This is a genomic window from Nannocystis sp. RBIL2, assembly GCF_026626745.1.
In the GTDB taxonomy this organism is placed as follows: Bacteria; Myxococcota_A; Polyangia; order Nannocystales; family Nannocystaceae; genus Nannocystis.
Window position 1 is genome coordinate 636,474 of the sequence record NZ_JAPNJW010000002.1, and the last position, 14,597, is coordinate 651,070.

General features: G+C 74.0%; 10 protein-coding genes. 7 read left to right on the forward strand and 3 right to left on the reverse strand.

Features of this window, described 5'->3' with window-relative positions; all coding sequences use genetic code 11:
• Positions 1 to 19: 19 nt before the first annotated feature.
• The 7 genes from OV090_RS27785 to OV090_RS27815 all read left to right on the forward strand — a co-directional run bounded on the left by OV090_RS27785 (position 20) and on the right by OV090_RS27815 (position 11,738).
• Positions 20 to 2,263, forward strand: a complete 2,244-nt coding sequence (locus OV090_RS27785; protein WP_267707644.1) for a hypothetical protein — start codon at positions 20 to 22, stop codon at positions 2,261 to 2,263.
• Positions 2,264 to 2,268: 5 nt separating this feature from the next.
• Complete coding sequence (locus OV090_RS27790; RefSeq protein WP_267707645.1) at positions 2,269 to 3,021, forward strand: hypothetical protein; 753 nt, start codon at positions 2,269 to 2,271, stop codon at positions 3,019 to 3,021.
• A gap of 178 nt (positions 3,022 to 3,199) precedes the next feature.
• Positions 3,200 to 3,577: a hypothetical protein gene (locus OV090_RS27795; protein ID WP_267707646.1), complete on the forward strand. Its 378-nt coding sequence runs from the start codon at positions 3,200 to 3,202 to the stop codon at positions 3,575 to 3,577.
• 15 nt (positions 3,578 to 3,592) lie between these two features.
• Positions 3,593 to 4,168, forward strand: coding sequence for a hypothetical protein (locus OV090_RS27800; protein ID WP_267707647.1), 576 nt, complete (start codon positions 3,593 to 3,595; stop codon positions 4,166 to 4,168).
• A 116-nt stretch (positions 4,169 to 4,284) separates the two neighbouring features.
• Positions 4,285 to 8,184: a hypothetical protein gene (locus tag OV090_RS27805; protein WP_267707648.1), complete on the forward strand. Its 3,900-nt coding sequence runs from the start codon at positions 4,285 to 4,287 to the stop codon at positions 8,182 to 8,184.
• Between the two features lie 486 nt (positions 8,185 to 8,670).
• Complete coding sequence (locus OV090_RS27810; RefSeq protein WP_267707649.1) at positions 8,671 to 10,383, forward strand: lipoxygenase family protein; 1,713 nt, start codon at positions 8,671 to 8,673, stop codon at positions 10,381 to 10,383.
• A gap of 11 nt (positions 10,384 to 10,394) precedes the next feature.
• A complete protein-coding gene (locus OV090_RS27815; RefSeq protein ID WP_267707650.1) occupies positions 10,395 to 11,738 on the forward strand; it encodes a D-arabinono-1,4-lactone oxidase in 1,344 nt (447 codons plus the stop codon).
• Between the two features lie 84 nt (positions 11,739 to 11,822).
• On the opposite strand, the gene OV090_RS27820 is transcribed toward OV090_RS27815, so the two are convergent.
• The 3 genes from OV090_RS27820 to OV090_RS27830 all read right to left on the reverse strand — a co-directional run bounded on the left by OV090_RS27820 (position 11,823) and on the right by OV090_RS27830 (position 14,102).
• Positions 11,823 to 12,473 carry an HAD-IA family hydrolase gene (locus OV090_RS27820; protein WP_267707651.1) on the reverse strand — a complete coding sequence of 217 codons (651 nt, stop codon included), beginning with the start codon at positions 12,471 to 12,473 and terminating at the stop codon, positions 11,823 to 11,825.
• Positions 12,470 to 12,877 carry an AraC family ligand binding domain-containing protein gene (locus OV090_RS27825; protein WP_267707652.1) on the reverse strand — a complete coding sequence of 136 codons (408 nt, stop codon included), beginning with the start codon at positions 12,875 to 12,877 and terminating at the stop codon, positions 12,470 to 12,472. The genes OV090_RS27820 and OV090_RS27825 overlap by 4 nt, the downstream gene beginning before the upstream one ends.
• A 124-nt stretch (positions 12,878 to 13,001) precedes the next feature.
• Positions 13,002 to 14,102 carry a hypothetical protein gene (locus tag OV090_RS27830; protein ID WP_267707653.1) on the reverse strand — a complete coding sequence of 367 codons (1,101 nt, stop codon included), beginning with the start codon at positions 14,100 to 14,102 and terminating at the stop codon, positions 13,002 to 13,004.
• Positions 14,103 to 14,597: the final 495 nt, after the last annotated feature.

The following is a 14,597-nucleotide window of genomic DNA, read 5'->3' on the forward strand; positions in this document are numbered from 1 at the left end:
CCACAGTGCTGGCCTCCCCGTGCCCGCTCGGCTTCGGTTCGTCCCGCTCTTTTTCGCCGCGGCCCTCGGCTGCGGGCTGCACCTCCACCGTCCGCGCGACGCGGCCACGGCCGAGGGGGCCGACGGCGAGCTCAAGGCCTCGCGCCTGGTCGACGGCTTCACCGAAGAGCTGGCGCAGTCGCAGGCGATGCTGACGGACGAGGTCGCCGCCGCCCAGGCCTGGGCCGAGGTCGGGCGCAACCGTGATCTCCTCGACATCCTCGGCGCCCGCGGCGAGGCCGACCCGGACGTCCAGATCCTCTTCTTCACGCGCTGCCGCGCGCGCTTCAAGGGCGACGGCTGGACCACCTTCTGCAGCAAGATCTCGACGCGCCTGCACGCCCTCGTCGGCCACGCCTTCCCGCTCGCCGAGCCGCCCGCGCCGGTGGTCGGCAGGCCCAAGTCGCCGCCTACCCCCGCCCCCGATCCGTCCGCCGACCTCCTGCGCGAGCTGCGGACCCTGCAGCGTCACTGGAAGGGCCCCGACAGCGGCGAGAGCCGCCTGGCGCGCGCCGTCAACGAGCACCAGATGGCCGCGCGCGCCCTCCACCTCGGCTCGGCCGACGCCGCCGGCCCGGGCTGCCCAGGCCTCCTGCAGCCTGGCACCTCACCTGTCCTGCAGGCCAGCCGCGATCGCCAGCGCCGGCTGTGCATGGACCGCCGCGACAACCTCGCGGCCCTGCGCGAGCGCGTCGTCTGCAACGGCCCCGCCTGCGCCCCCAGCGAGCTCGGGGCTCAGGTCGATCAGCTCCTCGCCGTGCACGACGCGCTGCAGCAGCACCACGAGGAGCTGTCGCGCCGCCTGTTCGCCTACGAGGCCGCCAAGCAGCCCTGCTCCGCGCTCGAGCCCCCCGCCAAGGGCAAGGCCCGGCTCACCCCCACGCCCCGGCCGGCAAAGTCGCCGTCCTCGAGCCAGCCCGAGCCCGCACCGGCCACGTCGGCCCCGTCGCCCGCGCCCGCGCAGCCCGAGCAGCCGCGCCCCGCCTCGGTCGCCTCGCTCCCTGTCCCGGACGCCGCGTCCCCCCATACCGGCCCCTTCGCCCTGTCCTCGATCGAGATCGAGCCTGTCTCTCTCGACATGCCCTCTGAAACAGGTTATTTCGAACCTGTCGCCAGGAGCATGTCCCCGAGCACAGGTCCCTTCGCGCCTGTCCGCTTCGACCTGCTCCAACAGCCAGCCGCCCACGCAATCTTCCCCGGCGCCGGCCTCATCGGCAAGCCCTGGCTCGCGCCCGCCCCGAGCCCCGCGCCCGGCGACGCATCGGCCCCTTCCGGCGCATCCACCACCTCGCCCGGCGCCCCGACCCCCTCGCCGACGCTCGCCCCGGGCAACGCCACCCCCTCGGCGTCGCCCGCCCCGAGCACCGCGACCTCGGGCCCCGCGCCCGCCCCGATCTTCACCCCGGTCAGCCAGGCCTGCGACGACACCGTCCTGCAGACGCGCTTCGCCGAGCTCGCCGAGGTCCCGATCCCCGCGCTCCTCACCGCCTACGACCTGCGGCCGCTGGCCGAGCTCGGGCGCTGGTACCAGCTCGCCGAGCAGCTCGCTGCAGTCGACGCCTTGATCGAGGCGGGCCAGATCCGGGCCCGGCGCAAGGCGGCCGCCGACGCCGATCCTGCGGCCGCCAAGGCCCTCGCCGGCGCCCCGCGGTTCGCCCGCGTCGTCCACACCACCATCACCGGCATCGACCGCCTGCAGCAGACCGTCGACACCCTCGAGCTCGCAGTGCTCGCCCTGATCCGCGAGACCCTGCGGGTCGAGCACGACGCCCTCGTCGCCGCCATCGGCCACGGCGAGCGGCGGCTGCGGCTCGCGCGGGCCAAGCTGGTCGCCCAGCTCGACGAGGCGGTCCTGCTCATGGAGGCCCAGGCCAGCCTCGTCAAGCTCGAGCGCGCCGGCTGCCCCGCGCAGGCGCTCATGGCCGCCTACGAGGGCGGCAAGTGCCGCGACGAGCTCACCAAGGCGCTGGTCGCTTTCGGCAACGCGTGGACGCTCGGCCGCGCCGACCAGAAGCGGGCCGACGCGCTCGACCTCGGCGTGCGCCACGACGCCAGCATCGTCCGCTCGCGCGCCGCCATGGCCCTGCGCCAGGTCTACCTCGCCGCCGGCGTCACCGAGCTGGTCAAGTTCACCAGGGGCGGCATGGCCCCCGAGGCCCTCGCCCAGCTCATCGTCTCCACCGTCGGCTTCGGCGTGCTCGCCGGCGCCGTCCTCGCCCCGTGATCGCCATGTCTCATCGCACATGGACCTTCGGACCTGTCCTCTTCGCCCTGTCCCTCGCGCCAGGCTGTGCGCAGCGCGAGATGCGGGCCCAGGCTGCGGTGCTGGCCGAGGCCGGCGCGCGGCTCGAGCGCGAGACCGCCGAGTTCGCGGCCGCGCGGGCCGCGGTGGCCCAGCTGCGCCAGCGCAACCTGGTCGAGCGCCAGCAGCAGATCGCCGAGCAGGGCCAGTTCAACGTGCGCACGATCCACTTCTGGAAGATCGCCGGCGACCCCGAGCGCGCCAAGCAGCTCGCGCTCTACGACGCGCTGGTGGCCGCCTCGACCGCCGCCGACGCAGTGCAAGATCGCTCGTTCGAGTGGGAAGAGTCGGTGCTCGCGCGCACCCACGGCCTCACCATCGACAGCGCCGCGCTGCACCGCTTCGTCCAGCAGCTGCTCATCCTCTCGAGCCCGCCGCGCTTCCTCGACGGCGCGCGGTTTTACGTCGAGTACGGCGCGATCGTCGGGCAGCAGGTCGACGCCGGGCTCAAAGACGTGCGCGCCACCGTCGGCGCCGCCACTGCCAGCGGCGGCAGCTCGGGCGGCGGAAGCAGCGGCGGCAGCGGGAACGGCGTCACCGGTCCGGGGACCATCACCGCGCCCGACGACGAGCCGCCTGACGAGCCGACCCCGCCCACGCGCGGGCCCGACGAGCGGCGCCCGACCGAATCGCACCGCGAGCCGGGCAACCCTGCGGGGCCGAACCCGACCCCGCCGTGACGCAGTCGCCCGCGTGTCGCGAACGCGCCGCATCGCCCGGCTGGCGCCCTCGCGGCGAGTTGCGTAGTGTTTCCCGGTGGCGAACAGACGGCAGCGCAAGCGGCCCGCGCGGCCCGGCGACGCCGCCGCCGCACCGCCCGCGAAGTCCCTCTCCGGCCCTTTTGCCCCGAACCTCGGCATGAGCAACAAACACGAACTCCTCGAAGACCTGTCGCAGGCGCTCGCGCGGCTGACCGAGGCCAGCGAGCGCATGCGTCAGCGGCTCGACCAGGTCGATCCGTACGAGCAGCCCGCCCGCTGGAGCGCCATCAACGACCAGATCCGTGGCCTCGACGAGCGGATCAGCGTCCTCCGCGACGAGCACCAGCGGGTCAGCCTCGTCGTCGTCGAGCTCATGCCGCTCTCGCGCGACGAGCTCGAGGGGCTGCGCCAGGCGATCGTCGGCCTCTCGGGCATCGTCCGCGCCATGGGCACCTCCGCCGCCGTCGCCGAGGCCGCGGGCAAGCTCGCGGTGGTCGCCAGCGACCTGGTCAAGAAGACCTTGCCCAAGGGCTAGGTCGCCCGCGGCCCGATGTCCTCCTCGTCGCCGCCTGCGTCGCTCGTCCCGCGCCGCGCGGGCCGTGTGCCCGCGGTGCTCGAGTTCACGGTCACCGCCGACCCGGCCGAGGTCGAGCGGCGCTTCCTCGACTCGCCCGAGGTCGCGTTGTTGCAGGCGCACACCGGCCACGGCGAGGACCCCGGCTACGCGCTCGAGCGCAGCCCGCAGGGCTTCTACCTCACCGCCGATCCGGGCGCGTGGCGGCCGGGCACGCGGGCGATCTGCGAGGTCGAGCTGACCCGCGAAAGCGAGGGCGCCCGCGTCGTCGTCCGCTTCCGCCTCCACCCGCTCACGCGCACCGCGTTCGCGTACATCATCGCGCTCGGCCTGGCGATGGCCGGCTTTCAGCTGGCGATCGCCGGACCTGTCGTCGCCGCCACCTTGCTGGTCCCGTTCCTCATCGTCGTCGGCCTCCTCGCCGCCGATCGCAGCAGCCTGCGTCGTCAGCAGCGAGCGCTGCGGATGCTCGTCGAGGCGACGCTGACGCCGATCGCCGTCCCGCACGAACGGGCCCGTACGGCCCCGTTCCGCCGCGGTACGGGCGATTGAGCGCGTACGCCGCCAAAACCGCGTCGACGTGTTCCGGCACTGCGTGTCGTCGGCGACAGCCCGCTGACGGCCCGCCTCACCTGCCCAAGCCGCGCCAGATCCGATACACCCGAAGCATGGCAGGCACAGGCGATCAGGTCCCCGGCTATCGCCGACCGCACGAGGACGCGCGTCCCGCCGCCGCGACCGACGGCCCGCGCGAGGCGCTCGGGCGGCTCGAGCTCCCGGTCGTCGGCCCCCTCGATCTCGAGCTCGCGCTCGCCGCCCCGCTGCGCCTCGCGGTCGACGCCGAGGTCCTCGAGATCGACCCCGGCAGCGCCTTGCTGGCGCGCCTGCCCGACCTCCCGACCGTCGAGCTGCGGCGGACCCGGATCGACCTGGTCCATGGGACAGTCACCGCCGACGCCGACGCCATCGGCCCGTTCCTGTTCACCGCCGCCGGCGTCGCCCTGCGGATCGCCCTCCGCCGCGGCCTCGGCTGGCACCCCGGGCGCAGCGTCGTCGACTTCCTGGCCCAGAACCTGCCCGCAGATCCGCATCGCCGCGCCCGCCGCCTGGTCCACGGCCCGCTCGGCCTCGGCGCCTGGTTGCCGATCGACGCCCGCCTCGTCGCCGAGCTGCGCGGCGACCGGGCCGAGGTCGCCCTGAGCCGGCCCGCCGTGGTCCACGTCCTCGGCCTCGCCCTGCCGATCCTCGCCGTCCGCCTGCTGTTCGGCCCGGCCCGCCTCGAGATCGACCCCGGCCCGACCGGACCTGTCCGCCGGGCCATGTTGCACTTCGCCGCCTGGGTCGCCACTCGCTGGCTGCGCGCCCGCCTGCCCGCCGCCATGACCATCCCGGGCTACGACCTGTTCGCCGACGAGCAGCGCCGCGTCCGCCTCGCCGACCTCGTACGCCGGCTCCGCGGCCAGAAGCGCCCGCGCCGGGCCCCCGCGCGCGGCGGCGCCGCCAGTCCCGCCGGACAGGCCCCTGCGGACATGTCCGCAGCGACAGGCCCTATCGGCCATGCTCCTTCCGACATGCCTGCTGCGACAGGTCCCGGAGCACCTGTCCCCAGCGACCTGTCCCCCGCGCCAGCCACCGGCCTGCGCGCCCGCCTGGCCGACATCGTCCCGCCCGAGCTGCACGCCGGCCACCCGCCGCTGGCGGCCCGGGTGCTGGCCCGGATCTCGCTCGGCGCCCGCGGCGAGCTGGCAGTGATCGCCGACCGCGAGCTCCTCCTCACCCGCGCCACCGGCGGGGCCCGCTTCGAGGCCGCTGGCGGTCTCTACGTCCACTGCGACGAGCTGCCCGAGCTGGCCGAGCTGCGGCTGGTCCGCGCCCTCCTGGTCGCCGCGCCTCCGGCCGCGCCGGGCGTCGAGCCGCGGGTCCGCGTCGAGATCCAGACCGACCCGCCGCTCGGTCCGCTGATGCGCGCGCTGCTCCGCCGCGTCGTCGACGCCCGCGTCATCCCTCGCCTCTCGTCGGCGCTCCTGGCCCGCCTCGGCCTCGTCGGCGAGCCCGACCCCGACGAGCTGGTGCTCCTCGACCAGCCCTTCAATCCGCGCACCGGCGTGCGGCTGACCACCGACGCCGACGCCGAGGTCCGGGTCCGCCACGCCAGCGACGCCCTCGTCGTCGAGGCCCCCGCCGGCCTGCGCCTGCGCTTTCACGGCCTGCCGGTCCTGCCCGACGCCGAGATCCACCGGATCGAGTACCGCTGGCACGACGGCAGCGTCGTCACCGAGGCCACCCCCGACCTCGGCGAGTTCGGCCACCTCGCCCTCGCCCAGCTGATCCGGGTCCGCGCCGCGCCTGTCCTTCCGGACATCCTCGGCGTGCGCCGCGACGGCGGCCCGACCCTCGACCCTCGGCTCGAGAAGCAGCTCCCGGCCCTCCTGGCCAGCGTCCGCGTCCCGGTGGTCGGCCCGCTCGACGTCCGCTTCGACCCCGCCGACGTCCTGGCGGTCCGCCTCGCCCCCGACGCGCTCCGCCTCACCAGCGCGCGCAAGCTCGCGGTCGTCGCCCCCGAGCTGGGCCTCGTCCTGCGCGTCGCCGCGATCGATCACGACATCGCCACAGTCGCCCTGGTCGCCGACAGCGACCCGCCGCTCGGCGACTACCTGTCGCAGCTCGCGGCCCGCTGCGTCGAGCAGTTCGGCCTCGCCCGCGTGCGCCCGCACCTCCCGCTCGCCCCGCAGCAGCTGCCCGAAGCGCCATGGCTCTTGGCGCATGTCCCCAAGGACACCTCCAAGCGCGTCCGCCTGCGCGCCGAGCTGCCCGCCGGCGCCGGTCTGCGCCTCGAGCGGCGCTCCGACGCGCTCGAGCTGCGCGCCGAGGCCCCGCTGCAGCTCGTCCCCGAGGGCACCGCCCTGCTCGCCCAGGTCGCCGTCCACGGCCTGCGCTGGCGCCCCGCCGTCGCCTCGCTCGAGCTGCTGAGCGACCCGCCCGCCGGCCCGCTGGTCCACGAGATCTTGCGGCGGCTGTTCGCCCGCTTCGTGCCCGACAAGCCGCTCGCCGAGCTGCTGCGCCGCCTCGCCCTGCCGGCCGCCGCTCCGCTCCCGCCGCCGCTGCCGGTCCCGCCCGGCGCCGTCGTGTGGGAGCAGACCGTCGGCGCGTTCGGGGCAGTGCGCGTCAGCGCCGACCAGGCCCGCACGGTCGACCTCTCGCTGCGCCGGGGCGGCGCCCACATCGCCTTCGGCAAGGGCGCCACGGTGCGCGTCGTCGGCCTCGGCCTGCACATCACGGTGCGCACGGTCGACCTCACCTTCCTGCCGTGGACGCTCGTGATCGACGCCTCGCCGCCGGCCGGCGAGCTCGGGCAGCACCTGCTCAGCCACGCCATGCGGGCGCTGTTCGCCGAGTTCATGCGCCACTTCTGGCCCAGCGACCGCTCGCCGCGGGCCGGCCACGACACCCTCCTGGCCGTCGGCGCCGACAAGCCGTGGGGCCCGCTCAAGATCTGCGTCGCCAAGGGCGGCTCGATCGACCTCCACCTCGACCACGACGGCGTCGCCCTGCGCTCCGCCGCCGGCCTGTTCGTCACCGGCGAGGCGCTCGACTGGCTGCCCGACTTCTACCTCCACGACCTCGACCTGCGGGCCCGCGACGCCGCAGTGAAGCTCGCTATCAGCGGCATCGCCGAGGAGCACTACCACGAGGCCGCGGCGGTCAGCCCCGTCACCGAGGCTGTCCTTTCGCACCTGTACAAAGTGCTAGCTGCGCCGAAGCTGCCCGCGGTGTGGGCGCAGCGGCTCGGCCTGCCGCGTCCTCCGCTGCCGCCGGCCCCGCCCGACGCTCCCTCGCGGATCGCAGTGTTCTCGGCCCGCCTGCCCGGCGACTACGGCGAGTTCGCGCTGCTGATGGATCCGGCCGACACGGTCACCCTCACCGCCAACGAGACCGAGATCGCCGTCGAGAGCGAGCGCGGCCTGTCGGCGCGGATGCCCGGCCTGCGCCTGGCGATCCAGCTCCGCGGCGCCCGCTATCACCTGCAGTCCGGCGAGGTCCAGGTCGGCGGCCTCGGCCAGCTCGAGAACGCCCTGGTGGAAGCCCTCGTCCGCCGCCAGATCGGCGACCCCGCCGACCCCGGCGCCTCCGGCGTGCGCGGCGTCCTCGACCGCTTCCCCGCCGACGAGCGCGGCCGCCTGGTCCTGTTCCACCACCCCCTCGTCGACGTCCTGCTGCTCCCGGGCACCAGCGTGCGCCTGCGCCTCGACGACCGCGGCCTCAAGATCGGCGCCGACCCGGCGCTCGTCGTCGACGGCCCGGCCCGCCTCAACTTTCTCGTCTGCGGCCTGCGCTACAGCTTCGGCGACGCCCGCTTCAGCATCGATTTCGAGGGCGACACCGTCGTCGCCGACCTGTTTGAAAAGATCGTCGACGCCCGCGCCGAGAAGCGGCTCAACGACCAGCTCCTCCCGCTCCTGCCCGCCGCCATGCGCACCCCTGGCTACCGCCTCAGCACCGATCCTCAGGTCCGCGCCAACATCGCCGCCCTGATCCGCTCGTTCGCCCGCCGCAAGCGCACCTCGTGACGTGTCCTCAAGGACCTGCACGAACAGTCATGCTCTCATGAACCTGTCGCCGGGAGCATGTACGATCGAGCCTGCCCGCAAGGACATGCGCGTCACCGATGCGCGGCGTCGCCGCCCGCTGCTCGCCTCGCGGGGGCGGCATGAAATGCGATTACCGCCGCAAGCTGCTCCGCGCGAACGCGACGCCCTCGCACCGCCGGCCGCGCAGCCCCGCCGCGCCTCGCCGCCGAACGCTGTCACGCTGCCTGCTCCATGTGTCCCGAGAGACAGCCCTCTCGAAACCTGTCCTTGAGGTCATGGATGATTCCGCCCACGCACGCGTGACCTCGCCCGGGGGCGTCAGGACGCGCTTTGGACCCATGCAGTGTCTGCCGCCGTGACCCCCGTCCCGGAAACCCGAGCCGCCGGTCCGGGGGCCGGATCGCCTGTCTCTGGGGACAGGTGTCTTGCGCCCCCTCCTGGATCGGCGTGCTACGGTCGAGCTCGATGAAGCCCGACCCGTCGCCCTCGTTGCCGCAGCACGAGCCCGACCCGGCCGCGCGGCGTCGGGCGCTCCGCCTCGCGCGCGAGCGCTACACCTACGCGCGCAGCGAGGACAACCCCCTCGCGCCGATCGCCGTCGCCGGCGAGTTCCCGCCGGGCGAGCTGTACGGCCCGCGCTGGGCCCTGCCGTACCTCCCGCACCTGCTGCGCTCCGTCGCCGGCGCTCAGGGCAAGAAGCTGTGGTACCGCCTGCGCGGCGTCCTCGGCGGCGTCGACAAGCTCGCTAGCTTCCGCGGCCTGTTCAGCGAGCGCCTCGGCCTGCGCGCCCCCGCGGCGGTGACCGAGCACCAGCGCGACGGCCTGTTCGCGCGCAACCGCATCGACGGCCCCAACCCGCTGCTGCTCGCGCGGGTGCGTGACCTCGCCGACCTGCGCGCGCGCCTCCCCGTCAGCGACGACCAGCTCGCCCGCGTGCTCGGCCCCGGCGTCACTCTCGCGGGCGAGCACGCCGCCGGCAACCTGTTCATCGCCGACTTCGAGCTGCTGGCCCGCAGCCTCGGCCAGAGCGGCGCCGTCGGTCGCGACTCGCGCTGGCGCGGCAAGTACCTCCCCAGCCCGATCGCCCTGTTCTGCCAGCGGCCGGGCCGCGATCCGCAGTGCGACCTCGTGCCCGTGGCGATCCGCGTCGACCAGCCCGGCGCCGCCGATCCCAACCCCGTCTACCTGCCCGACGGCAGCGCGCGCTGGGACCTGGCCAAGACCTACGTCGAGATCGCCGAGTTCAACCTGCAGGCGCTGTCGAGCCACATCTACCGCCATCACTACGTCGCCGAGCCGTTCGCGGTCAGCTCGCGGCGCCAGCTCGCGCCCTCGCACCCGATCCACGTGCTGCTGCGGCCGCACACCCAGCACACCATCGCGGTCAACCGGGCCGCCTTCAACCTGCTCAAAAAGCCAGGCGGCGTGTTCGCCACCCTCTACGCCGGCGAGCTCCGCGAGACCCGCAACATCATGCGCTGCAGCTACGAGCGCTGGTCGGTGCGCGAGCAGGAGCTCGAGGCCGACCTGGCCGCGCGCGGCGTCGCCGACGGCCCGCGCGAGTACCCGTGGCGTGACGACGCCCGCCTGTGGACCCCCGTCCTGCGCCGCTTCGTCGCCGACTACGTCGCCCTCTACTACCCGAGCGACGCGGCGGTGCGCGACGACGCCGAGCTGCAGGCCTTCGTCGCCGAGCTGCAGGCCGACGACGGCGGGCGCCTGCGCGGCCTCTTGCCCGCCGGCGAGCTGGGCGGACGCGACGTCCTCGTCGACCTGCTTGCGCAGTTCCTGTTCATCGCCGGCCCCGGTCACGCCGCGGTCCACTTCCCGCAAACCGACCACTTCACCTACGTCCCCGCCTTCCCCGGCGCCGCCTACCGGCCCCCGCCGCGCGAGGGCGAGCTCGTCGACGCCGCCCGGATCGCCGCCACCTTGCCCCCGCTCGACGTCGGCGTCACCCAGTTCCAGAACAACCAGATGGCCTGCTACCGCTTCGATCGCTTCGGCGACTACGACCGCTACGAGCTCGGACGCGTCGCCGCGGCCCGCCCGCTGGTCGCACGGCTGCACGCCGACCTCGCGGCGGTGGAGCAGGAGATCGAGCGTCGCAACCGCGCGCGGCCGCGGCCTTACCCGTACCTGCTGCCGCGGCTGGTCCCCAACAGCATCAACATCTGACGAGCGAACCCGTGGAGCTGATCGCGAACTACAAGTGGCGCAACTGGAACGACAACCTCGGCTGCACCGCCGACCTCTATCGCCCGTGCGGCCTGCACGAGCTGCGCGAGGCGGTGCGCCGGGCGAGCCGTAAAGGCCGGATCCGTCCGCTCGGCAATTCGTGCTCGTGGAGCCCGCTGGTGCCCACCCACGGCAGCCTCATCGATCTCGGGCGGCTCCGCGGCATGCACGAGACCAGCTTCGACGGCGCCCCCGCCATCTGCGTCGAGGCCGGCGCGACCGTGCGCGACCTCGTCAACTTCACGCAGGCCCGCGGCCTCACCCTGATCACCCCGACCATCTTCCAGGACATCTCCGTCGGCGGCGCGATCGCGGTGGCGGCTCACGGCACCGGCCTGCACACCTCGACGATGTCGGACGAGGTCGTCGCCCTCACCCTCGTCGACGCCCGCGGCGACGTCCACCACCTCAGCGCCGCCGACGGCTCGCTGTTCGACGCCGCCCGCTGCTCGCTCGGCGCGCTCGGGGTCGTCCACGACGTCACCATGCGCTGCTGGCCCGAGTTCCACCTCCACGTCGAGGACCGCATGATCGGCGTCGACGACGTCCTCGGCAACCTGCCCGACCTGCTGGCCACCTACGAATTCGTCGAGCTCTACTGGTTCCCGTTCACCGACACCCTGTGGTGCAAGCTGATGCGCCGCACCGACGAGCCCGACGCCGGCGCGGGCCTGACCGACCGGCTCAAGTTCGCCTTCACCTACGCCTGCACCTTCGCCTCGTGCAACGGCCTCTTGCCGCTGCTCGGCCGCGTCGCCCCCGAGCTCACGCCCGCCTTCATGCAGCTCGCGCCGTGGCTGACGATGACCGCCGGCAGCGCAGTCGCCCCGGCCTCGCGCGCCTTCCACTACCAGCGGGCCTACCCGCGCTGCTGGGACATGTCCTACGGCGTGCCGCTGGCCGACGCCGAGGAGGCCTGGCGGCGCACGATCGGCCTCATCGAGCACCTCGCCCGCGCCGCCAGCTTCCCCGTCAACATGGTCGTGCACGCCCGCTTCATCGGCCCCAGCGCCGCCCTGCTGGCCCCCGCGCACGGCCGGGCGATCTGCGACATCGAGGTCGTCACCACCCGCTCGGCCCGCGACGCCGACGGCTTCTACGAGCAGTGGAGCGGCGAGATGCTCGCCATCCCCGGCGCCCGCCCGCATTGGGGCAAGTACCTGCTGCACCCCCGCGCCGTCCGCGAGCGCTACCCGCAGATGGACACCTTCCTCGCCCACCGCGCCGACCTCGACCCCGACGGTATTTTTTTGAATGACTGGCTCGAGGACGCGGTGTTCCAGCTGCGCCCCTGAGCGAGATGACATGTTTTCAAGGACATGCGCGATCGGGCATGCTCTCCCGGCCATGCCCGATCGAGCCTGTCCCTCCGGGCAGGCTCAGCCGACCACCGCGCGCACCAGCCGCGGCAGCTCGAGCGGCGTCCCTGCCCGGTGATCGGGCGTCTCGGCGCCCGGATCGGCCGCGTAGCCCCACGCGCACCAGATCGTCGTCGCCCCGAACGCGCGCCCGCACTTCACGTCGGCGGCCGAGTCGCCGATCATCAGCGCCGAGCCGGTGCGGCCGACGCGGCGGCTGGCCTCGGCCAGGACCCGCGGGCTCGGCTTGCTCTCGGGCAGCGTGTCGCCGCCGATCACCGCCGAGAACAGGCGCCCGACCCCGAGCGCCTCGAGCAGCGCCGCGCTCAGCCGCTCGGGCTTGTTGGTCACGCAGGCCAGGCTGCCGAGCGCCGCCAGCTCGACCAGCGCGTCGCCCATCCCCGCGTACAGCCGGGTGGTGACGGCGATGTGCGCCAGGTAGTCGGCCTCGTAGGCCGCACGCACGTCGTCCACCGTCCCGCCCGCGCCCACATAGTCGGCGAAGCACTGGCGGTACAGGTGGTCCATCCCCGCGTTGACGTACGGGCGCCAGGTCTCGCCTGGCTGTTCGGACAGGCCGAAGCTGGACCGCACGCGCAGCACCGCCGCGACCATGTCGTCGCGGCTGTCCTCTAGCGTGCCGTCGAGGTCGAGGGCGATCAGGTGGCTCACGACTCGCTCTCCTTGGCCAGGGCCTCGACGCTGCCGCGGCCGTCGCCGTGCTCGGTCACGTGGCGCTCGCCGCTGCGCGAGCCCTTGTAGGCCGAGAACGTGCGCCCGTTGTGGCTGCGGACCTCGTGCTGCACCCCCGACGGGATGATGAGGATGTCGCCCGCCTCGAGCGTCACCGGCCCCTCGTCGAAGTGGAACGTCGTCACTCCGGTGACTGCCCCGCGGATCTCCTCCTCGTCGTGCGCGTGGCGGCTGCGGAAGAACCACGCCGGCACCGTCTGGAGGTCGTAGCTGCGGAACCCGAACCGGGCCATCTCGGCCGCCACCGACTCGGCCGTCGGCTCGACGTTGTGCGGCCACTTGTACACTGTCACGCCGTTGGGGAGCCTCTGCGTCGGTTGCATCGCGCCGATCCGTAGCGCGAACCACCGCCCCTGCGCAACCGCGGCGCGCGAGCGAGCCTGGGCCCGCTCGGGGCGCGCCCACAGACGCGGCCGACGAGGCTGCGAGCGGCGCGAGCAGCGGGGCTCACTGACACGTGGCGCCGAACACCTGCCCGCTATCGAGGTCGACCTCGGGGCCGACGCACTGCTCGCCGGGGCTGCAGTCGCCGTCCGCCCCGCACTCGCCGCAGGCCCCGAACTGCAGCAGGCCCATGACGGACGCCGAGCCGCAGTGTCCCGACGCGCAGGCCGCGTCGTTCTGGCAGCCGAAGCCGTCGGGCACCGAGCCCTGGGCGACGCAGTCGAACCGGCCGCCGAAGTTGGCGAGGTCGTACTTGGGCGCGCATACCGGCGTCTGGCCGCCGCAGTCGGCGTTCGTCTCGCACTCGCCGCAGGTCGAGACCGTGATGATGCCCGGGACCTCGTAGAGCGTCCCGCACACGTCGTTGCTCGCATCGGAGCAGACCGCGTCCGACTGGCAGCCGTCGCCGGGGCCGCCGTCGTTGCACGCCGCGCCGACGCCGGCCAACGGATTGGCCACCGTGCAGCCGCCGCCGTCGCAGTCGGCGTCGACCAGGCACTCGCTGCAGAAGCCGCCCAGCACCGGCACGACGAAGCACTTGCCCGAGCTGCAGCCGCAGCCGCTGCTGTCGGTGCAGGCCCCGTCCTGGGGGTGACCCGGCTCGTCGGTGCACGGGCCGACGTCGGTGGTCATCGGCCCGCCCGACGGGTCGCTGTCGGAGCCCTGGGTCGTCGTCGCCCAACCGGTGGTCGGCTCGCCGGTCGTGCCGACCCCGCCGCCGCCGCAGGCCGGCTCCTCCGGGTACAGCATGCCGAAGGTGTTCAGGCTCGACGCGCAGCTGTCGATGCAGCCCTGCGCCACCTCCGGGGAGCTCTGCCAGTAGGTGCCGGCCGGGCCGAACGTCGACTCGGCGGTGGGCAGCGCGTCGGGCGAGACGACCGCGACGCACTCCAGATACTGCTCGCACGACCCGTGGCTCTGCCCGCCCGTGTCGGTCCCGCTGCTCGTGCCCCCGTCGGTCGGATCGCCGCTCGGGCCCCCGCTCGGCCCCCCGCTCGGCCCGCCCGTCGGCCCGTTCGAAGCTCCGGTGGCAGAGTCGAGCGGGTCCCGATCGGAGCCGCAGGCCGCCAGCCAGAGCGCGGAGACGACAGAAAACGTCGACACATGGCGAGCGACCGCGACTACCATGCGAGGAGCTCTATCAGAGCCGCGAATACCCCGCAAGCGCGGCTTCAGGAACGACGCGCCGGCGAGGGCGATGCTGGCCGCACACGGCGGTCGAATTCCTGTCCCAAGGGACAGCTCGCTCGTCACGCCCCGAGACGTCGACGTCAGCCCATGCGAGGCGAGGTCGTCGGCCATATCGGCGGCCTCGATCGCCACGCCTCTCGTGCGCAGCGTAGGTCGGCCCGCTTCGAGGTGAGGTCGACGGCCACATCCGCGGCTCGAACGTCGCGGCTCTCGAGGCACCCTCGAGCGCCACGCACCATCACCCGCCACGACCATCATCGACCTGACCGATCGGTCATGCCCGATCCGACATGTCCTGAAAACGCAGTTCGACGGTTGTTCGCGCGCATGCGGGCGGGCTGCGGGATCACCCGAAGGAGGCCGGCCCTGTGCTGCGGATCACGGGTCCGGGCGGCGCCGGCGCCCGTC